This window comes from Micromonospora sp. WMMD734, assembly GCF_049178975.1.
Classification (GTDB): domain Bacteria; phylum Actinomycetota; class Actinomycetes; order Mycobacteriales; family Micromonosporaceae; genus Micromonospora; species Micromonospora wenchangensis.
Genome location: NZ_JBMHMK010000001.1, coordinates 329,080 through 349,411 on the forward strand (window position 1 = coordinate 329,080; position 20,332 = coordinate 349,411).

Here is a 20,332-nt window from a genome sequence, read left to right on the forward strand (position 1 = left end):
CGGGCGGATCGTCAACACCATTGCCGTGGTGCCGTGCGTCGGCACCGCCCGTAGCGAGGTGACGGCATGAGCACCACGACCGAGCAGCACGCCCCGCAGGACCGGGAGCCGCTCGACGTCCACGACCCCCGGCTCTCCCGGTTCGACATCGTCACCGAGGGTGCCCGCCGGGACGACATCGAGATCGTCCACTACGAGGAGCAGGTCGTCCCGGGCAGCAAGGCCGAGCGCCGGCTGACCCGTACGGTCGCGGCGATGTTCCTGCTCACCGGCCTGGCAGCCACCGCGTTCCTGGTGGTCTACATCTGGTGGCCCTGGGAGTACGAGCCGGGTCGCGGTGGCGACAAGTGGTACACCCCGCTGCTCGGCCTCACCCTGGGCGTCGCCCTGCTCGGCATCGGCTTCGGCATCCTCACCTGGGGCAAGAAGCTGCTGCCCAAGGAGGTCTCGATCCAGGACCGGCACGACGGTCCCGGGTCGGCGGAGGACCGGAAGATCACCGGCGAGACCATGCTCTACCTCGCCGACGAGATGGGGGTACGGCGTCGTCCGCTGCTCGGCGTCTCGCTGGTCGCCGGCCTGCTGCCGGTCGGCGCGGTCGCCGCGGCCCCGCTGGTCGGCGGGCTGATCTCCAACCCGCACAAGAACAACCAGATGTTCACCACCGGCTTCGCCCCGCAGGACGGCAAGAAGATCCGGCTGGTCCGCGAGGACGGCCGGCCGATCCGCCCGGCCGACGTCAGCGCCGGCGGCCAGCTCACCGTGTTCCCGGGCATCGAGCACGGGGTGAGCAACAAGCACGCCGACTCGCCGACCCTGCTGATCCACCTGCGGGAGACCGACGCGGAGAAGTCCCGGCAGGCCAACTCGCGGGTCGGCCACGGTGACTACATGTGGGGCAACTACGCGGCGTACTCCAAGATCTGCACCCACGCCGGTTGCCCGGCGAGCCTGTACGAGCAGCAGACCAACCGGCTGCTCTGCCCGTGTCACCAGAGCCAGTTCCTGATCACCGACAACGCCCGGCCGGTCTTCGGCCCGGCGAGCCGGCGGCTGCCCCAGCTGCCGATCGAGGTGGACGAGGAAGGCTTCTTCGTGGCGAAGTCCGACTACACCGAAACCGTCGGCCCCGACTTCTGGGAGCGGCCATGAAGCGCCGAAAGTTTGACGTAGCAGCGGTGCCGGGCAAGGCCGCCGGGGGAGTGGACGACCGCTTCCAGGTCGCCACCCCGCTGCGCAAGCTGCTGAACAAGGTCTTCCCGGACCACTGGTCGTTCCTGCTCGGCGAGATCGCGCTCTTCTCGTTCGTCGTGCTGCTGCTCACCGGGGTCTTCCTGACCTTCTTCTACGAGCCGGCGATGACCGAGGTGGTCTACAACGGCAGCTACGCCCCGCTGCGGGGCACCCCGATGTCCGCCGCGTACGCCTCCAGCCTGGACATCTCGTTCGATGTCCGGGGTGGCCTGATCATGCGGCAGATGCACCACTGGTCCGCGCTGCTGTTCATGGCCGCGATCGTGGTGCACATGATGCGGGTCTTCTTCACCGGCGCGTTCCGCAAGCCGCGGGAGACCAACTGGATCATCGGCTCGCTGCTGTTCTGGGTCGGCTTCCTGGCCGGCTTCACCGGCTACTCGCTGCCGGACGACGGCCTGTCCGGCACCGGCCTGCGGATCGCCTCCGGCATCATGCTGTCGATCCCGGTGATCGGCTCCTGGGTCACCTCGTCGGTCTTCGGCGGCGAGTTCCCCGGTGAGATCATCATCAGCCGGTTCTTCATCGCCCACGTGCTGCTCATCCCGGGCCTGCTGGTCGCGCTGATCAGCGCCCACCTGGGCCTGGTGTTCAAGCAGAAGCACACCCAGTGGCCCGGCCCCGGCCGGACCAACGACAACGTGGTCGGCGAGCGGATGTTCCCGCGCTACGCGCTCAAGCAGGGCGGCTTCTTCATGGTCGTCTTCGGCGTGATCGCGCTGATGGGCGGCCTGTTCCAGATCAACCCGATCTGGTACTTCGGCCCGTACGAGGCGTGGGTGGTCTCGGCCGCGAGCCAGCCCGACTGGTACGTCATGTTCCTCGACGGTTCGACCCGCCTGATGCCCGCCTGGGAGATCAACATCCCGATCGGCAACGGGTACGTCATCCCGCCGCTGTTCTGGCCGACGGTCGTGCTGCCCGGCATCCTGGTCGGTCTCTCCACGCTCTACCCGTTCGTGGAGGCGCGGCAGCTCAAGGACTACCGGCACCACAACCTGCTGCAACGCCCCCGGGACGTGCCGGCCCGGACCGCGGTGGGCGCGATGGCCGTCGCCTTCTACATCGTGCTGACCCTCTCCGGGGCCAACGACGTGATCGCCGACAAGTTCCACATCAGCCTGAACGCGATGACCTGGGCGGGCCGGATCGGCCTGCTGTTCGTCCCGCCGCTGGCGTACTACGTCACGTACCGGATCTGCCTCGGTCTCCAGCAGCACGACCGGGAGGTGCTGGCCCACGGCGTGGAGACCGGCATCATCAGGCGGCTGCCCGACGGCCGGTTCGAGGAGGTCCACCAGCCGCTCAGCGCCGGTGACGGCCACGGGCACGGCGAACTGGACTACGTCGGCTGGGTGGTGCCGAAGAAGATGAACCGGCTCGGGGCGCTCGGCCCGGCGATCCGGGGCTTCTTCTACCCGATCGAGAAGCCGGTCGAGGCACCGGTCTCGCCGGGGCATCCGCCGGTGGAACCCCGCCCCGAGCGGGAGGAGATCGGCAGCGGGGATTCCCGCCGCTGACCTGCCCGTACCACTGCGCCGAAGCGCCCGCCGGAGTCCTCGGCGGGCGCTTCGTCCGTTCCGGCGGCTGCCCGCCCGGCGGTCGGTGGTGGCGTGACCGGCCACCAACGGGTGGAAAGCACAGGAATAACCCGCGCCAGCCGGGTATCCGTGCGGTCCAACGAAAACGGGGAGGGAACATGGTGGGTATCAAACGCCTGGGACTGCTGGCCACGCTGGTGGTGGTCGGCCTGGCTCCCGCGGCTGCCGCGCAGGCCGCCGCGCAGCCGTCGGCGCAGGACACCCAGTATCTGCAGGCGGTGCACCAGGTCAACCTGGCGGAGATCGTCACCGGCAACCTGGCCCAGAAGAAGGGGCAGAACGAGCAGGTCAAGCAGCTGGGGCAGCAGTTCGTCACCGATCACACCCAGCTCGACCAGACGGTGAAGAGCACCGCCCAGCAGCTGAACGTGACCCTGCCGAACGCGCCGACGGCCGACCAGCAGAAGGTGATCGACAAGCTCAACGGTCTCAACGGCGCCGCGTTCGACAAGGCCTGGGTGACCGCTGAGCTGGCCGGTCACGTGCAGGCCATCCAGGCCACCCAGACCGAGATCTCGCAGGGCTCCGAGCAGTCGGTGGTCCAGCTCGCGCAGGACGCGCTGCCGGTGTTGCAGGCGCACTACGACGCGCTGGTCGCCCTGGCCCAGGAGTTGGGCGTTCCGGTCCCGCAGACCAGCGCCAGCGGCACCGCGAGCCCCGGCAACGGCACGCCGGCTCCGGGCGGCACGACCGAGTCCCCGGCCCCGGGCGGCACCACGGAGTCGCCGGAACCGGGTGGCACCACCGAGACGCCGGTGCCGGGTAACAGCTGACGTCCCGTACCACCTGACGGTGGCCGGCCCCCGACGGGGCCGGCCACCGTCGCCTGTCGGGCGTCGGTCAGTCGGCGCTGGCCAGGCCGATCGCGAACGCCTCCTCCAGGTCGTGCTGGGAGTAGGCGCGGAAGGCGATGTGCGACTCGGTGTTGAGCACCCCGGGGACCTTGGAGATGCTGCCGGCGATGACCTTGGCGATCTGCTCGAACTCCCGGACCCGGACGATGGCGATCAGGTCGACGTGCCCGGCCACCGAGTAGACCTCGCTGACCCCGGGCAGGTTGGCCAGGTTCTCGGCCACCTCGGGGATCGAGTCGGTGGCGCAGTCGATCAGGACGATCGCGGTGATCACTTGACGATTCTCCGTTCGTCGTGCCCGGCGCGACGCCGGCCTGGTGTCGTCGACCATGCTAGTGCCGCACGACGTCGGTCAGAGCAGCATGGTGCGGGGGTCGGCGGCCATGGCGCGCAGCCAGCCGGCCGCCTCGGCCGCTCCCGGGCAGCGGGCGGTGTCCAGCGCGGCGGCCAGGGCGTACATCTCGGGCGGCGGGATGAGCAGGCTCTCCCTGCTGCGCAGCCCCAGCTTGACCGTGCCGGTGTCGGTGGTGACGGTGAGCACCGGGGTCCGGGTGACCGCTCCGGTGGCGACCAGCGAACCGTCGCTGGAGACGCCCGTGTGCGCGACGGCCGCCGCGTGCAACGACACCGACCGGGCGGCTTGCAGATCGACGCTCCTCGTCGTCAGCCCGACCACGGTGAGCCGGGTGCCCTCCAGCCAGGCACCGGCGCGCACGATGCTGGTCACCAGCAGGCCGACCAGGAGCATGACCAGCGCGGCCGACAGCAGCGCGACGAGCGCCGGCACCGCCGGGTTGCCGTCACCGGCCGCCGCGTTCAGGCCGGTGCCGAGGAACGCGCCGACACAACCGCAGGCGACCGTCAGGATGACACCCAGCACCAGCAACGAGACGACCCGGCCGGTACGGCCCGATTGGTAGCCGACCGACAGGGGGATTCGGGGCGCGGAGGGCTGCATGCCGGTGATTCTGACACCGGTGATCAACCTTTGCCTGGTGAGGCGGCCACGGTGAGCCCGTCGTCGGCCCGGATCGCGTCGCACAGCCGTTCGCCCGGGGCGACCGTCGCGCCGGGCCAGACCACCACGCGTTCCACGTCACCGCGTACCACCGCACCCGCGCCGACCACCGCGTGCCGGGCGTGGCCGGTGACGGTGGCGTCCGGGGCGACCAGCGTGCCGTCGCCTGCGGCGTGCAGGTTGGCCGCCAGGTAGTCGGCGGGCGTGCCGGTGTCGAAGAACGTGCCCGGGTACGGCACCACGGTCAGCTCACCGGCCGCCTCCGCCGGCCGCCACACCGTGCGGACCAGGTCACCGAAGCTGGCCGGCAGCTCCCGCACCCGGTGCCAGGGCAACAGCGAGAAACCGGTGAAGACGTGCCCGTCGAAGGTGCCGGGGGCGTGCGGGTCGGGTGCCGGCCGCCCCAGCAGGCGTACGGACCGGAAGTCCCAGCCGGCCAGCAACGCCGCGACGTCCGGGCCGGGGTCGACACCCGGATCGGCCAGGTACGCGTCGGCGTTGCCGACCAGCACTCCCCGGCCGGCGATCCAGTCCCGCAGGTTGCCCAACCCGCCGGCGGTGCCCAACGGGTCACCCGGCTCCACCGACAGGTGTGCCCGGTCGCCGACGTGCGTCACCACCTGGTCGGCCAGGTAACAGGCGTTCACCGCGACCCGGTCCGGCCCGGTCAGGCCCAGGCCGGCGAGCCGGTGCAGGGCCCGGTCCAGCAGCGGCACGTTACCGACCGGGCAGAGCGCCTTGGGTACCCGGGCGGTCAGCGGACGCAGCCGGGTGCCCTCACCGGCGGCCAGCACCACCGCGCACAGGCCGTCCGGGGCGGTCACGTCGTCGGCCGGCCGGCCTGCGGCCCGATGCCGTAGTGGCCGAGCAGGTTGGCGGTGGCCCGGCTGAGCCGGGGCAGGTCGTCCAGCGGGTGCCAGGCCGCCTCGAAGACCTCCGCGCCGTCCACCTTCAGGGTGGTGGTGTCGGCGGGCACCTCCGCCTCGAAGACCATGTCCACCCAGCCCCGGGTGTGCACCACGGCGTTCGGCACGGCCGGGCGGAGCTGCTCCGGGGCGAGCCGGACGCCGGATTCCTCGTACAGCTCGCGGGCCGCGCCGACGACCGGGGCCTCACCGCGCTGGAGCAGGCCGGCGGGCAGCGTCCAGCTGTGCCCGGGGGGCTGGCGCAGCAGCAGGAGCCGGCCGGCCCCGGCGGCCCCGCTGTCCCGGACCAGGGCCACCGCGCCGACGACGTACTTCGGGCCGGCGAGCCGGACCAGGCGGCGACGCACCGAGACCGGCAGCCGGTAGAAGACCTTGTACGCGACGGCCCGGCCGGTGGCGCGGGAACGGAGGATCATGGCCTCCAGGCTAGGCCGTCGGCGCGGCGTGGTGGGGTGCGGGGCGACCGGTCACCCGGCCAGGGCTCACTGTCGATGGTCGACCAGGTCGATGAGCTGGCGGACCACGGTGTCCGGTTCGACGGCCCGGTCGAAGACCGCGACCAGCAGGGTCTCCAGGTCGGGATAGCCGAGTTCCTCCGACAGCCGCAGCAGCGGCAGGTCGCTGGCCAGGCCCCGGTCGTGCTTGCGCAGCGCCAGGCCGATGGTGGCCCGCCCGAGGCGGACCTTGTCGGCGATGGAGATGCCGGGCTCGGTGTGCTCGGTGAACCAGCGGCTGATCTGCATCTGCGCGTGCGGCGACTTGACGAAGTCGAGCCACTCGCGGCGGGGGCCCCGGGGAGCGACGTCAGCCTCGAGGCCGCTCTCGACGCTGCTCTCCGAGTAGATCTCCACCACGTCGCCCTCGTCCAGTTCGGACGCCAGCGGGGCGAGCCGGCCGTTGATCCGCGCGGCGAGGCAGTGGTCGCCCCGCTCGGTGCCCAGCTCGTAGGCCAGGTCGACCGGGGTGGCCCCGGCCGGGAGCACCACCTGCCGACCGTCGGCGACCACCTGGATCTGCGCCTCGGCCAGGTCGCACCGCAGCGACTGGAGGAACTGGGCCGGGTCGGGGGCCTCCTGCTCCCAGTCGAGCACCCGACGCAGCCAGGAGAGCTGGTCGGTGTTGCTGGCTCCGGTGGCGGCCCCGGGGAAGCGGAAGTCGGCGGCCACGCCGTACTCGGCGCAGCGGTGCATCTCCCGGGTGCGGATCAGCACCTCGACGGTGCGGTCCTGCGGGCCGCAGACGCTGGTGTGCAGGGAGCGGTAGAGGTTGTTCTTGGGGGAGGCGATGAAGTCCTTGAACCGGCCGGGGACCGGCCGCCAGCGGCCGTGCACCGCGCCGAGGGCGGCGTAACAGTCGGTCGCCGGGCCGTCCACCACGATCACGATCCGGGGCAGGTCGTACGGCTGGGCGTGCCCGCCGGCCACGGTGTCCTTCCAGATCGAGTAGAGGTGCCGGGGCCGGGCGCTCACCTCGGCGTCGACCCGGCTGCGCCGCAGCGCCACCTTGGCCTGGGCCACCACGTCGTCGAGGTAGGCGTCCCAGCCGGGCCGGTCGTGCACGTGGCGGGCCAGCCGGGCGTGCTCGTCGGGTTCCAGGTGCAGCAGCACCACGTCGTCCAGGTCACGCTTGAGGGTCTGGATGCCGAGCCGGTCGCAGAGCGGGACCAGGACCTCCTGGGTCTTGCGGGCGATCCGCTCCCGGGAGGCGGCCGAGCGGACCCCGAGGGTACGCATGTTGTGCAGCCGGTCGGCCAGCTTGATGATCAGCACCCGGACGTCCTTGCCGGCCGCGATGATCATCTTGCGGATCGTCTCCGCCTCGGCGGCCTTGCCGTAGAACGCCTTGTCGAACTTCGTCACCCCGTCGACCAGGTGCGCCACCTCGTGGCCGAAGTCCTCGCTGAGCGCCTGGAGGGTGTAGCGGGTGTCCTCCACCGTGTCGTGCAGCAGCGCCGCGACCAGGGTGGTGGTGTCCATCCCGAGGTCGGCGCAGATCTGGGCGACCGCCAGCGGGTGGGTGATGTACGGCTCGCCGCTCTTGCGGAACTGCCCGCGGTGCATGTTCTCGGCGATCGTGTACGCCCGGCGCAGCACCGAGGCGTCCGCGCTCGAATGGATGCCCCGGTGGGTACGCACCAACTGGGTCACCGGGTCGGCATCGTTGGCCGGCCAACTCAACAGGGACCGTAGCCGACGGGCCAGGGGAAGCTCACCCGGCTGGGCCGGGAGCGCACCCCCCAGGGCGGCGCCGTGTCCGGCGTCGACGTCCACGAGGGACACCTCCTCACCCCGGCTCCTCGGTCACCGTCGCCGGCAACCGGAAGCAGGCCCACGAAACGGGCAGGACTGCACTCCCTTAACAGACTAAGCGAGGCGGGGTCGTCCGATCGGACACTTGCTCATGAGCGTTCGGTCGAGAGTTGGTGGGACCCCCCGCCCTCGGCCTTCGCCAGCAGGTCACGGAACCGGCCCGCGCCGGCCACCGGGGACGACCAAACGGAGGTCATCTCCACCAGCCGGGTCTCCGGTCGTTCCAACCAGGACAGGATGCGCTCGGTCTCCTCGGCGGTGGCCCGGGGCACCGGCCCGTGCCCGCCCGGCTCCACCGTCTCGGCGGTCGCCCGGATCGCGGTGATCGTCGGTCGGGGATGGACGCCCGGCGGGGACACCCCGGCCCCGGCGAGCCGCCCGTGCCGGACCAGCGCCAGCTCCCAGCCGCCCCCGGCGGCGGGCCGGGCGGCGGCCACCTCGGCGATCCGGGTCAACCCCGCCAGCCGCTGCATCCGGACGGTGGCCCGCAGCACCGCCGCCAGCCGGGAACGCACCACCGCCGCCTCCTCGTAGCGCTGCGCGGCGGCCAGCGCCTCGATCCGGGCCAGCAGGGCGTCCACCACCACCTGCGGGTCGCTGGTGGTGGCGGTGCGGAACGGGGCGACCGCGCGGTCGTCGTACTCCTGCGGGGTGATCCGGTGCTCGCAGGGTGCCGGGCAGCGGCCCAGCTCGGCCAGCGCGCAGGCCGGCGTGACGGTGCGCAGCGACAGCCGGTGGGTGCACTGGCGCAGCGGCACCGCGTCGTGGAACCCGGCGGCGGCCAGCTCGGCGGCCCGGGTCGAGCGGAACGGGCCGAGGAAGGCGGTGTCGCCGGGGGCCAGGCCGCGCACCACCGACAACCGGGGGTACGGCCCGCCGGTCAGCTTGAGCCACACCATCCGTTCCGGATACTTCGACCGCCTGTTGTACGGCGGCGCGTGCGCGGCGATCAGCCGCAGCTCGCGGACCTCCGCCTCCAGCGGGTGGGCGCACGGGACCGCCTCCACCCGCTCGGCGGCGGCCAGCATCTCCGACATCCGGGCCCGCTTCTCGGCGGCGGTGAAGTAGCTGCGGACCCGGGTGGCGATGTCGCCCGACGTGCCGACGTAGAGCGGCCGGTCGTCGGCGGCCCGGAAGATGTAGACCCCGGGCCCCTTGGGCAGGCCGTCGGCGAGGTGCCGCTTGCGCCGCTGGGTGGGGCTGACCGCGCGGGTGAACTCGATCGCCTCGCCGACGGTGTCGACCCGGTGCCCACCGAGCCGGGCGATCAGCCCGTGCAGCACGTCCACGGTGGCCTTGGCGTCGTCGAGCGCGCGGTGGGTGGGCTGGGTGGCGGTGCGGAAGTAGGCGGCCAGGGTGCCCAGCTTGCGGTTGGGCACCTCGTCGCGGCTGAGCACCCGCCGGGCCAGCGCCGCCGTGTCCAGCACCCGGGGGTTGGGCCAGCGGTAACCGTGCTTGGCGCAGGCGGCCTTGAGGAACCCCACGTCGTACGGCGCGTTGTGGGCCACCAGCACGGCGTCGGTGATGAACTCCAGGAAGCTCGGCAGCACCTGCTCGACCGGCGGGGCGGGCACCAGCATGGCCTGGGTGATGCCGGTCAGCACGGTGATGAACGGCGGGATCGGCACCCCCGGGTTGACCAGGGTGGCGAGCACCCCCAGCTCCTCTCCGCCGCGCACCTTGACCGCGCCGATCTCGGTGATCCCCCCGCCGTCGGGCGAGCCGCCGGTGGTCTCCAGGTCGACCACCACGAACGTCGTCGCGTACAGCGGCAGGGCCGGATCGACGCCACCGGCCGACCGGTCCAGACCGGCCAGGGTCTGCTGGACGTACTCCCCAGGTGCCACGGGCGGCAGGCTAACCGTTCGGTGCGACACTCCCGTCACCGCAGCCCCAGGGGCCCCTGGCGGCGTAGGATGAGAGATCGGCTCACTCATCCGGCGGTGGGCCCGGTCGCGGTGGGAGACTTGCCCCATGCCCCTCACCGACCCGCACGACGACCACCTCCCGCTGGAGGGGTCGTCCACCGCCGCGCCCGGGGCCGGCGGGGACCTGGGTGCGGGGGCGCCCGAGCCGGCCCGGCCCGATCCCGACGTCCTGCCCGACGCCGTCCCGACCGGGGGCGACCCGGTGCCGGCGACCGGTGCCGGGGCGGCCGGATCCGACGCGGACCCGCCCGGCGACGGTGCAGCCGACACGGACGCCGCCGAGGCGACGCCGCCGGAACCGGAGCCCGTCCTGCCCGAGCCGGTCCGGCAGCGGATCGTGGCGCTGACCGCCGCCGTCCTGCCCGGCCTGCCCGCCGACGAGGTGCCGGTGCCGCTGCGCCGGGTGGCCAAGTTCGCCCCCAACCGGCGGGCCCGGCTCGGTGGCTCGGTGATCGCCGCCCAGCTCACCGCCGACCCGCTGTTCCGGCAGCGGGTCACCGCCCGGGTGCTGACCGACGCCGGTGACCTCGGTGCGGCAGTGGTCGAGGGCACCGCGCCGGCCGCCGCCGACCCGGTCGAGGTGGCCGCCCTGGCCTATCTGGTCCGCCCCCGGGGCTGGCGGGAGCTGATCGACGCCAGCGGCGCGGCGGTCCGCGCCGAGGCGGACAGCGCGGTCGTCGCCGAGCTGGTCCGGGAGGCCGAGCAGCGGGCCACCCGCGCCGAGCACGACCGGGCGGTGGCCCGGGTGGAGGCGGAGAAGCTCCGCGACGAGTTGGCCCGGGTCCGCGAGGAACTGGGTCAGCTCCGGGAGGAGAGCCGCCAGCTCCAGCGCAGCCTGCGGGAGACCCAGGTCCGGGAGCGCCGGGCCAACGAGCTGCTCGCCACCGAACGCGGCCGGGCCGCCCGGGCCGCCGCCGACAGCGACGCCGAGCTGCGCCGGGCGCGGGCCCGACTGGCCGAGGCCGAGGCGGCGGCGGGGGTGGCCAAGGCCAGCGCGAAGGAGGCCCGCTCGGTCGACGACGCCCGGCTGTGGCTGCTGCTGGAGACGATCGGTCAGGCCGCCGTGGGGCTGCGCCGGGAGTTGGCTCTGGACCCGGTGGACAAGCTCCCCGCCGACTTCGTGGCCGACGCCTTCACCGACGCCCCGGTCACCACCCAGGGCGGGCCGGCCGCCCGCGCCCGGGACACCGACGACCCGGCCCGGCTGGACCAGCTGCTCGCCCTGCCCCGCGCCCACCTGGTGGTGGACGGCTACAACGTCACCAAGCGCGGGTTCGGGGAGATGTCCCTGGAGCAGCAGCGCAAGCGGTTGATCACCGGGCTCGGCGGGATCGCCGCGCAGACCGGCGACGAGGTGACCGTGGTCTTCGACGGGGCGGAGCGGATGCACGGCCTGCCGCCCACCCCGCGCGGGGTGCGGGTGCTCTTCTCCCGCAAGGGTGAGACCGCCGACGAGCTGATCCGCCGGCTGGTCCGGGCCGAACCGCCAGGCCGCCCGGTGGTCGTGGTCTCCTCCGACCGGGAGGTCGCCGACGGGGTACGCCGGCACGGGGCGTACCCACTGGGGGCCGACTCGCTGCTGCGCCGGCTGGCCCGCTCCTGAACCGGGCGGATCGCGGCGGTCCCGTGCCGACCGGCAGCCGCAGCACCGCGGCGCGCGGCGGTGGTCAGGTCGTCGGGGACGGGCTGAGCACCGCGCAGGCGGCCAACGCCTCGCGGGTCTTCGGGTCGCTGTCGACGAGCCGGTCCGGATCCTGGCCCCGGTCGGTGAGGCAGGTGCGGTAGGCGGTGGACCGCCCGTCGTCCGAGCCAGCCGGACGTGCGCCCGGTGCGCCGGATGCGCCGGGGCCGCCCGGCCGGCCGCTGGGCTGCACCGACGCACACGCCTGCTGCGCCTTCTGCCAGGTCTGTTCGTCGACCCCCTCGGGTCGGCCGCCGCCCGGGAAGCCGCGCCGCGCGCCCCGCGACGGGTCGGCGCTGCCGGTCGGGAAGCCCGACGGTCGGGCGGTCGGGCGGTCGGTCGGGCGGTCGGTCGGGAAGCCCGACGGCAGGCCGGACGGGCGTGCGCCGCCGGGGCCGCGGGACGGGCCCATCGTCGGCAGCGCCACACCGTTGTTCCGCAGGCACTCCTGGTAGGCCGCGAAGGAGTTCCCGGTCCCACCCGCGTCACCCGGCCCGTCGTCGTCGGACCCACCGCCGCAGGCGGCCAGCAGCAACGTGGCCGAGGCGGCGGCGGTCATCACGGTCGCCAACCGACGGAACCTCTTGGTCAACGGCACGGGCCCTCCTCAGGCTTCATCCGGTAGCTGCTCAGCGAACCCGTCGTACCTCGTCGGCGGCTCGGACCCGGCTCGGAGTTCCCTCGGAGCGCGACCCGGGGCACCTGCCGCAGGAGTCCGGTTCCGAGCGAACTCTGAGGTGCGGTCGAGCCGACCGCGAGGCGGGCTGCGCAGACTGCCCGACCATGGGGATCGGTCTGAGACGACGCTGGCGTACCCGGCGGACCCGGTGGTGGGCGGCCGGTGCCGCCGGTCTGCTGCTGCTCGGCGCGGCCGGCGTACGCGTCTGGACGGCGGATACCCCGCACGCGCCGACCCGACCGGTGACGGTGGCCGTCGACCGGGGGCCGGTCGTCGTCGAGGTGGCCACCACGGGCACCGTCCAGCCGGCCACCACCCGCGGCCTCAGCTTCACCGTCGCCGGCACGGTGCAGACGGTCAGCGTGCGGCCGGGCAGCGTGGTCACGGTCGGCCAGCAGCTCGCCACGCTCGCCGAGGCCGACACGGCCGACGCGGCGGACACCGTCCAGGACGCCAGGACCGAGCTGGCCGAGGCGCGGGACGCGCTGACCACGGCATGGGACGCGGCCGACGACCCGGCACCGGACTGCGCCACCGGCACCGGGTCCGGCGCCGGGGCACGACCGGTGCTCTGGCACTCGCCGGAGCCCACCGGCACGACCGGGGCGACACCGACCACCGGCACGCCCACCACCGGCGGCAGCCCCACGTCCCGACCCACCGCGAGCTCGGCCTCGCCGAGCCGTACGCCAGGTGGCCCCGTGCCGACCGCCACCGGTGGACCGGGCGCGGCCCCGGCCCCGGCAGGCCCCGGGAGCGGTGGCGCGGACTGCGGCGCGGACGCCGGGGACGCTGCCCGGGGCACCGACCCGATCCTGGCCGCCCAACGCCGGGTCAACCGGGCCGAGGCCGCCCTCGCGCAGGCGCAGGAGGCCCTCGACGGTGCCACCATCAGTGCGCCGATGGCCGGCACCGTGCTCTCCGTGGCCGGGCCGGTGGGCAGCCGGGTGAACCGGGACAGCACCTTCATCACCCTGGCCGACACGTACGCCATGCAGGTGGTGGCGACGTTCCCGGAGGCCGACGCCGGGGCGCTCGCGGTCGGGCAGAGCGCCACACTGGCCCTGGCCGGCCGGCCCGAGCAGCCGTTCGAGGCGAGCGTGGTGCAGGTCGATCCGGTCGGCACCACCGACGGCACGATGGTCCGCTACGGCGTCGTGTTGTCCTTCACCACCGCCCCGGAGGACCTGCTGGTCGGGCAGAGCGCCGCCGTGACGGTGCAGACCGGTGCGGTGCAGGACGCGGTGCGCGTGCCGTCCACCGCCGTACACGAGGGGCCCGACCGTACCGGCAGGGTGCTGCCGGCGGACGGCGGTCCGGCCCGCACCGTCACCGTCGGGCTGCGCGGTGGCCGGTACACCGAGATCACCTCCGGGGTCGACGCCGGTGAACTGGTGCGGCGCTCCTGGTGACAGCCGGCGCACAGGTCCGGCACAGCAGGCGTGAAGGCTCGTCCGATACGCAGTTCGGGTGCACACCGACATCCTCCGGCCGCCCACGGCCGGCCCCATCCCGAGCGTCGAGGGCGAACCCGCCCGTGCCCGCCTGCTGGTGGTCGACGACGAGCCGAACATCTGCACCCTGCTGGCCGCCACCCTGCGGTTGGTCGCGTACGACGTGCGGGTGGCGGGATCCGGGAGGGCCGCGCTGGCCGGTGTGGAGGAGTTCTCCCCGGACCTGGTGATCCTCGACGTGATGCTGCCCGACCTGGACGGCTTCGAGGTGGCCCGGCGGCTGCGCGCCGCCGGCCGGCCGGTGCCGGTGCTCTTCCTGACCGCCCGGGACACCGTCGAGGACCGGGTCGCCGGGCTGGTGGCCGGTGCGGACGACTACGTGGCCAAGCCCTTCAGCCTGGAGGAGGTGGTGCTGCGGATCCGGGCGATCCTGCGGCGTACCCGGGCGGAGCTGCCGCCGGCCCCGGGCAGCCGGCTGCTGCGCTACGCCGACCTGGAGCTGGACGACGACGCCCACGAGGTACGCCGGGCCGGGCGGCCGGTCGACCTGTCGCCCACCGAGTTCCGGCTGCTGCGCTACCTGCTGATCAACGCCGGTCGGGTGGTGAGCAAGGCGCAGATCCTGGAGCAGGTCTGGAACTACGACTTCGGGGGCGACGGGCGGGTCGTCGAGTCGTACGTCTACTACCTGCGGCGCAAGGTCGACCGCGCTGATCCCCCGTTGATCCACACGGTGCGCGGCGTGGGCTACACCCTGCGGCTGCCGCGCGGCAACGAGTGAGGCGGCTGGCCCGGGTGCGCCCCTGGTCGCACTGGACGCTGCGGTCCCGACTGGTCCTGGTCGTCGGGGCGCTCGCCACGCTGGCCCTGCTCGGGGCGAACACCGCCGGCCTGCTGCTGCTGCGCAGCTACCTGGTGGACCGGGTCGACGAGCGACTCGCCGGACAGGTCCGCCCGTTCACCGGCGAGCCCCGCCCGGTCACCGGGTCACCGGGCAGCGGGTCGGCGGCCAGTGGGTCGGCGGGTGCGCCGGCCGGACGGCTCGCCCGGCTCGGGCCGGACCAACTCGTGCTGTTCTACCGCGCCGACGGCACCCGCGACGCCGCGCACAGCAGCACCCCCAGCGCGACGGCACCGGACCCGGGCACGCTGGCCGAGGTGACCGCCCGGGCCCGTACCGGCCGGCCGTACACCGTCGCGGGTGCTCACGGCGACGACGACTGGCGGCTGTTCGCGGTGCCGGCGGACGGCACCGGCGCGGTCGTGGTGGTCGGTGCCTCGCTGGCCGAGGTGAACCGGACCGCCGACCGGTTGCTGCTCATCGACGTCGCGGTCACCGGCGGGGTGCTGCTCGGCCTCGGGCTGCTGGCCGCTTCGGTGGTGCGGCTCGGGCTGCGCCCGTTGACCCGGATGGAGCGGGTCGTCGCCGGCATCACCGGCGGCGACCTGACCCACCGGGTGGACGACACCGACCCGCACACCGAGCCCGGTCGGCTCGGTGCCGCGGTCAACCTGATGCTGGACCGGATCGGCACCGAGATGAGCGCCCGCGCCGCCTCCGAACGCCGGCTGCGGCAGTTCGTCGCGGACGCGTCGCACGAGCTGCGGACGCCGCTGACCTCGATCCGCGGCTTCGCCGAGCTGTACCGGCGCGGGGGCGCCCCACCCGGTGCCGTGCTGGACGAGACGATGGGCCGGATCGAGAGCGAGGCGGCCCGGATGGGTGTGCTGGTGGAGGACCTGCTCCTGCTCGCCCGACTGGACCGGCAGCGCACCCCCGCGCGGCGTCCGGTGGATCTGCTGGGGATCGCCGCCGACACCATCCGCGACGCGCACGCCCGGACGCCGGGCCGGCCCGTGCGGCTGAGCACCCTCGTCGAGCACGATCCGACCTTCGAGACACCGACCGTGCTCGGCGACGAGCACCGGCTGCGCCAGGTCGCCGCGAACCTGGTCGACAACGCGGTACAGCACACCGGGCCGACGGTCCGGGTGACCGTCCGCGTCGGTCGGCTCGCCCTCCCGCCGGCCGGGCCGGTCGTCCGCTCGGGGCCGGTGCCCGCGTCGGACGCGGACGGATACGCCGTGCTGGAGGTGCACGACGACGGGCCGGGCATCCCCGCCGGGCACGCCGGTCGGGTCTTCGAGCGGCTGTACCGGGCCGACCCGAGCCGGGGCCGGGCCGGCGGGGGCGGCTCCGGCCTGGGACTGTCCATCGCCGCGTCGATCGTCCACGCGCACGGCGGCTGGATCGAGCTGGACACCGGTCCGGGTGCGGGGACGACCTTCCGGGTGCTGCTGCCCGCCGTACCGTCGCCGCCTACCTCGTCGCGCGACGACCCGGCGGCGTCGATTCCGAGCCAGCTCTGAGCTTGCGCCGAAGCTTCTCCCAGCCGTGCCGGCGAAGCTGACCGCCATGCGAGTGCGCCTGCCGGCCGTCCTGCGCCGACCTCCCGTCGCGGTCAACGCCGCCCTGGTGCTGCTGTTGGCCGGCGGCGGCTGCTGGGCGTGGCTGTCGGTGCGCGGCGACGCGGCGGCGGACGCCCGGCCCACCGGCACCCGGACCGTCAGTGTGTCCCGGGGCACGGTGACCGCCACCGTCACCGCCGACGGCTCGGTGCGCAGCGCCTCGACGGCCAGTGCCAGCTTCGCCACCGCCGGCACCGTCACCGCCGTCCGGGTGCGGGTGGGCGACCGGGTGAAGAAGGGCCAACTGCTGGCCACCGTCGACCCGGCCGCCGCGCAACGCGACCTCGACGTGGCGACGGCGGACCTGACCGCCGCGCGGGACGCCCTGGACCGCGCCGAGGACGCCGGTTCGGACACCTCGTCGGCGCAGACCTCGGTCACCCAGGCCGAGTTGGCGGTGTCCGAGGCCGAGGCCGCGGTGACCGGCACCCGGCTGACCGCGCCGATGGCCGGTACGGTCGTCGCGGTCAACGGCACCGTGGGCAGTTCCTCCGGCGGGTCGGCCACCGGCGGCGGCTCGACCGGGCAGCAGGGTGGCAGCGGTTCGACGGGTGCCAGCGGCTCCGGGTCCACCTCCGCCAGCGGGTTCGTCGAGCTGGCCGACCTGACGAAGCTCCAGGTCAGCGCCGGTTTCGCCGAGGCGGACGCGACCCGGCTCAAGGACGGTCAGGCGGCCACCGTCACGTGGAACGCGTTGCCGGGGGCCCAGGCCGGCGGGCAGGTCGTCGCGATCGACCCGCAGGCCACCACCACCAACAACGTGGTCACCTACGGCGTCACGGTCAGCGTCGACGAGCTGCCCGCCGAGGCCAGGCCGGGGCAGACCGTACGGGTCTCGGTGGTCACCGGCACCGCCGCGGACGTCCTGACGGTCAGCTCGGCGGCGATCAGCGGCACCGGCGACCGGCGCACCGCCACCGTGCTCACCGAGACGGGGCAGGAGAGCCGGCGGGTCACCGTGGGCCTCGCCGGCGACCAGGCGTACGAGGTCACCTCGGGGCTGACCGAGGGGGAGCGGGTGGTGCTGCCGCAGAGCACCGGCACGGGCAGCACCGGCGGCGGAATCCCCGGCGGAGGCGGTCTGCCCGGCGGGGGTGGCTTCCCGGGCGGTGGCCTGCCCGGCGGGGGCGCCGGCCCCGGCGGCGGCGTCCGGGGCGGGAACGGAACCCGCTGATGACCCCGGCACCCGCCCGCCGGCCGGTCCTGGACGTCCGGATGCTGACCAAGGTGTACGGCGAGGGTCCGGCCGCCGTGCACGCCCTGCGCGGTGTCTCGCTGACCGTCGCCGCCGGTGACTACGTGGCCATCATGGGCTCCTCCGGTTCGGGCAAGTCCACCCTGATGAACATCCTCGGCTGCCTCGACGTGCCCTCCGGCGGGCAGTACCTGCTGGACGGGGTGGACGTGGGCAGCCTCGCCGACCGTCAGCTCGCCCTGGTCCGCAACCGCCTGATCGGCTTCGTCTTCCAGGCGTTCAACCTGATCCCCCGGACCAGTGCGCTGGCCAACGTCGAGCTGCCGCTGGCGTACGCCGGGGTGCGGGCCGGCCGGCGGCGGCAGCGGGCGCTCGCCGCGCTGGACGCGGTGGGGCTGGCCGATCGCGCCGACCACCAGCCCAACCAGCTCTCCGGTGGTCAGCAGCAGCGGGTCGCGGTGGCCCGGGCGCTGGTCACCGAGCCGGCACTGGTGCTCGCCGACGAGCCGACCGGCAACCTCGACAGCACGTCCACCGAGGACATCCTGGCCGTCTTCGACCAGCTCAACGCGGCCGGGCGGACGATCGTGCTGATCACCCACGAGCCGGAGGTGGGTGCCCGGGCCGGGCGGCTGATCCGGCTGCTCGACGGTCAGGTCCGCTCGGACGTCCGCCAGGGCGGGCGGCACGCGGTGCCGGGGGCGGGCCGATGAGCTTCACCGAGACCGTCCGGTTCGCGCTGCGTGGCGTGGCCGCCAACAAGCTGCGCTCGGCGTTGACCATGCTCGGCATCCTGATCGGTGTCGCCGCGGTGATCCTGCTGGTCGCGGTCGGCAACGGCTCGGCCCAGGCGGTCAACGACCGGATCGAGGCGCTGGGCACCAACACGCTGACCGTCACCGGCACCAACCGGGGCGGCAGCGGCGGCGGGCTGACCCTGGAGGTCGCCGACGCGCTCGCCGACCCGGTGCTCGCGCCCGACGTACGGTCGGTCTCGCCGCTGGCCACCACGAGCACCACCCTGACCTTCGAGGGGGCCGACCACGAGGTGCCGCAGTTCGTGGGTACCCGGCCGAGCTGGTTCGCCGCGTCGAACTCGCCGCTGGCCGCCGGCACGGCGTTCAGCGCCGACGACGAGGCGCAGGGCCGCCGGGTGGTGGTCCTCGGTCGGACCGTGGCCGACGAGCTGTTCGCCGGGGTGGACCCGGTGGGCCGGCAGGTGACCGCGGGCGGCGCGCTGTTCACCGTGGTCGGGGTGTTGGCGGCGAAGTCCTCGACCGGCTTCCAGGACGCCAACGACACCGCGATCGCGCCACTGCGGGCGGTACGCGAGGTGCTCACCGGGTACGGGTCGCTGAGCTCGATCCTGGTGGAGGCGGGTGATCCGGACCGGGTGTCGGCGGTGCAGGGGCAGATCTCCACCGTGCTCGCCCAGCGCCTGCCGACGTCGGCCTCGGGCAGCACCCCGTACCGGATCCAGAACGCCGCGCAGCTGTTGCAGACCCAGTCCGAGACGGCCGACACGTTCACCGTGCTGCTGGGCGCGGTGGCCGCGATCAGCCTGCTGGTCGGCGGCATCGGCATCACCAACATCATGTTGGTGACGGTGACCGAACGGACCCGGGAGATCGGCATCCGCAAGGCGCTGGGCGCCCGTCGGCGTACGGTGCTGACCCAGTTCCTGGTGGAGGCGACCCTGCTGAGCCTGCTCGGTGGGGCGCTCGGGGTGGCGGCGGCCCTGATCGGTGCCCGGTTCACCATCGTCGGGGTCCACCCGGTGATCGTGCCCAGCTCGGTGGGGCTGGCCCTCGGGGTCTCGGTCGCGATCGGCCTGTTCTTCGGTGGTCTTCCGGCGGCCCGGGCGGCCCGGCTGCGCCCCATCGACGCCCTGCGCTACGAGTAGGCCGACATGCGAGGAACCGACATGGACAGCAGCGACACCGTCGTCTTCGACCGGGTCGACGACCAACCACCGGTCCCGGCGGATGCCACGGACCGGGAGCTGACCGCCGCGCTCGCCGCGGCGGCACCGCGCCGCTGGTGGGACCGGACCACCCTGGCGCTCGGTGTGCTGGTGCTGGTGTTGGCCGGCTTCCTGGGCGGGGTTCACGTGCAGCAGCGCTGGGGTGGTGCGGAGTCGGGCACCGCCGGGGCGGGGAGGGCCGGATTCCCGGGTGGTGTGCCCACCGCCTTTCCCGGCGTCGGCGGGCGTGGCCAGAGCGGCGTCGGGCCGGGCGGCGCAGGTCAGCCTGGTGGCGCGACCGCTGCGGCGACGACCACCGGCACGGTGAAGCTGGTCGAGGGTGGGACGCTCTACGTGGAGACCGCCGACGGCACCGTGATCACGGTGCGCACCACCGACGCCACCGCGGTCCGCACCGCCAGGGCCAGCACGTTGAGCGCGCTCAAGGCCGGACAGAGCGTCACCGTGCAGGGCGGCCCGGCGACCGACGGCACGGTCACCGCCACGACGGTCACCGCCGGGGGATGACCGCGTCGAGCCCCGCCGGGCCCGGTCGGCCACCCGGTGCGCCAGGGTGACGCTCTGCACGCTTCGACGCCGTTCTCCACCGGTTCGGCTCTGGTTGATCACCGGTTGTCCGGTTGTGTCGTACCCGATGGTTAGTGTCCGACCTGACCGACGGTGCTCGGGTGGTGACGAGGTCCTCCGCCCGACGCCGCACAGCGTCAGGAGGCACGATGCTCATCGACTGCGACGGTTGCCGGGTCCGGGGCGCGGGCTGCGCCGGCTGCCTGGTGACGGCCCTGCTCGACACCGACTCGCCGGCCGCCGGCCTGGGTGCCGCCGAGCACCGGGCGATCGAGGTGCTCACCCGCTCCGGCTTCGAGGTGGAGGTGCTGGCCCACGAGACCCGTCGGCCCCGGTCGACCCACCGCCGGGTCGCCTGACCGCCGCCGCGCCGGCGGGCCATAGGATGGGCGCTCACGGCGGGAGGAGCGGCG

At 74.0% G+C, this 20,332-nt stretch carries 19 protein-coding genes; 12 read left to right on the forward strand and 7 right to left on the reverse strand.

The annotated features are described in order from the left end of the window. The first annotated feature begins 66 nt into the window (after positions 1–66). The 3 genes from ACN267_RS01530 (at position 67) to ACN267_RS01540 (ending at position 3,628) form a co-directional block, all read left to right on the forward strand. Positions 67–1,152, forward strand: coding sequence for a ubiquinol-cytochrome c reductase iron-sulfur subunit (locus ACN267_RS01530; protein WP_204959345.1), 1,086 nt, complete (start codon positions 67–69; stop codon positions 1,150–1,152). Then, the gene (locus tag ACN267_RS01535; protein WP_204959344.1) at positions 1,149–2,774 is read left to right on the forward strand and encodes a cytochrome b; all 1,626 of its coding nucleotides are present in this window, start codon (positions 1,149–1,151) and stop codon (positions 2,772–2,774) included. The genes ACN267_RS01530 and ACN267_RS01535 overlap by 4 nt, the downstream gene beginning before the upstream one ends. Positions 2,775–2,953: 179 nt before the next feature. After that, positions 2,954–3,628, forward strand: coding sequence for a DUF4142 domain-containing protein (locus ACN267_RS01540; RefSeq protein WP_204959343.1), 675 nt, complete (start codon positions 2,954–2,956; stop codon positions 3,626–3,628). A gap of 67 nt (positions 3,629–3,695) precedes the next feature. Here the strand turns inward: ACN267_RS01540 and ACN267_RS01545 are convergent, their stop codons facing one another. The 6 genes from ACN267_RS01545 to ACN267_RS01570 form a co-directional block, all read right to left on the reverse strand. Continuing rightward, positions 3,696–3,983 carry an Lrp/AsnC family transcriptional regulator gene (locus tag ACN267_RS01545; protein WP_088644676.1) on the reverse strand — a complete coding sequence of 96 codons (288 nt, stop codon included), beginning with the start codon at positions 3,981–3,983 and terminating at the stop codon, positions 3,696–3,698. Between the two features lie 78 nt (positions 3,984–4,061). Next, positions 4,062–4,667 carry a hypothetical protein gene (locus ACN267_RS01550; RefSeq protein WP_421487749.1) on the reverse strand — a complete coding sequence of 202 codons (606 nt, stop codon included), beginning with the start codon at positions 4,665–4,667 and terminating at the stop codon, positions 4,062–4,064. A 23-nt stretch (positions 4,668–4,690) separates the two neighbouring features. Then, positions 4,691–5,551: a sugar phosphate nucleotidyltransferase gene (locus ACN267_RS01555; protein ID WP_204959341.1), complete on the reverse strand. Its 861-nt coding sequence runs from the start codon at positions 5,549–5,551 to the stop codon at positions 4,691–4,693. Further along, a complete protein-coding gene (locus ACN267_RS01560; protein ID WP_281895436.1) occupies positions 5,548–6,069 on the reverse strand; it encodes an NUDIX hydrolase in 522 nt (173 codons plus the stop codon). The genes ACN267_RS01555 and ACN267_RS01560 overlap by 4 nt, the downstream gene beginning before the upstream one ends. Before the next feature lie 66 nt (positions 6,070–6,135). Beyond that, a complete protein-coding gene (locus ACN267_RS01565; RefSeq protein ID WP_204959645.1) occupies positions 6,136–7,923 on the reverse strand; it encodes a RelA/SpoT family protein in 1,788 nt (595 codons plus the stop codon). 128 nt (positions 7,924–8,051) lie between these two features. After that, the gene (locus tag ACN267_RS01570) at positions 8,052–9,809 is read right to left on the reverse strand and encodes a DEDD exonuclease domain-containing protein (RefSeq protein ID WP_281895439.1); all 1,758 of its coding nucleotides are present in this window, start codon (positions 9,807–9,809) and stop codon (positions 8,052–8,054) included. A 127-nt stretch (positions 9,810–9,936) separates the two neighbouring features. Between ACN267_RS01570 and ACN267_RS01575 the strand changes: the two genes are divergently transcribed. Then, on the forward strand, positions 9,937–11,493 hold the full coding sequence (locus ACN267_RS01575) for an NYN domain-containing protein (RefSeq protein ID WP_421487750.1): 1,557 nt from the start codon (positions 9,937–9,939) through the stop codon (positions 11,491–11,493). Positions 11,494–11,557: 64 nt separating this feature from the next. On the opposite strand, the gene ACN267_RS01580 is transcribed toward ACN267_RS01575, so the two are convergent. After that, positions 11,558–12,169: a hypothetical protein gene (locus ACN267_RS01580; protein ID WP_281895445.1), complete on the reverse strand. Its 612-nt coding sequence runs from the start codon at positions 12,167–12,169 to the stop codon at positions 11,558–11,560. A 185-nt stretch (positions 12,170–12,354) separates the two neighbouring features. On the opposite strand from ACN267_RS01580, the gene ACN267_RS01585 reads away from it, so the two are divergent. The 8 genes from ACN267_RS01585 to ACN267_RS01620 all read left to right on the forward strand — a co-directional run bounded on the left by ACN267_RS01585 (position 12,355) and on the right by ACN267_RS01620 (position 20,278). Next, complete coding sequence (locus ACN267_RS01585; protein ID WP_281895448.1) at positions 12,355–13,662, forward strand: efflux RND transporter periplasmic adaptor subunit; 1,308 nt, start codon at positions 12,355–12,357, stop codon at positions 13,660–13,662. A gap of 97 nt (positions 13,663–13,759) precedes the next feature. Continuing rightward, positions 13,760–14,485, forward strand: coding sequence for a response regulator transcription factor (locus tag ACN267_RS01590; protein WP_421490367.1), 726 nt, complete (start codon positions 13,760–13,762; stop codon positions 14,483–14,485). Between the two features lie 14 nt (positions 14,486–14,499). Further along, positions 14,500–16,074, forward strand: a complete 1,575-nt coding sequence (locus tag ACN267_RS01595) for an ATP-binding protein (protein ID WP_421487751.1) — start codon at positions 14,500–14,502, stop codon at positions 16,072–16,074. A 46-nt stretch (positions 16,075–16,120) separates the two neighbouring features. Further along, a complete protein-coding gene (locus tag ACN267_RS01600; RefSeq protein WP_421487752.1) occupies positions 16,121–17,347 on the forward strand; it encodes an efflux RND transporter periplasmic adaptor subunit in 1,227 nt (408 codons plus the stop codon). Then, the gene (locus ACN267_RS01605; RefSeq protein WP_239485523.1) at positions 17,347–18,081 is read left to right on the forward strand and encodes an ABC transporter ATP-binding protein; all 735 of its coding nucleotides are present in this window, start codon (positions 17,347–17,349) and stop codon (positions 18,079–18,081) included. The genes ACN267_RS01600 and ACN267_RS01605 overlap by 1 nt, the downstream gene beginning before the upstream one ends. Further along, the gene (locus tag ACN267_RS01610; protein WP_421487753.1) at positions 18,078–19,271 is read left to right on the forward strand and encodes an ABC transporter permease; all 1,194 of its coding nucleotides are present in this window, start codon (positions 18,078–18,080) and stop codon (positions 19,269–19,271) included. The genes ACN267_RS01605 and ACN267_RS01610 overlap by 4 nt, the downstream gene beginning before the upstream one ends. Positions 19,272–19,292: 21 nt before the next feature. Continuing rightward, positions 19,293–19,859, forward strand: a complete 567-nt coding sequence (locus tag ACN267_RS01615) for a hypothetical protein (protein ID WP_204959333.1) — start codon at positions 19,293–19,295, stop codon at positions 19,857–19,859. A gap of 209 nt (positions 19,860–20,068) precedes the next feature. After that, on the forward strand, positions 20,069–20,278 hold the full coding sequence (locus ACN267_RS01620) for a hypothetical protein (protein ID WP_204959332.1): 210 nt from the start codon (positions 20,069–20,071) through the stop codon (positions 20,276–20,278). Positions 20,279–20,332 lie beyond the last annotated feature (54 nt).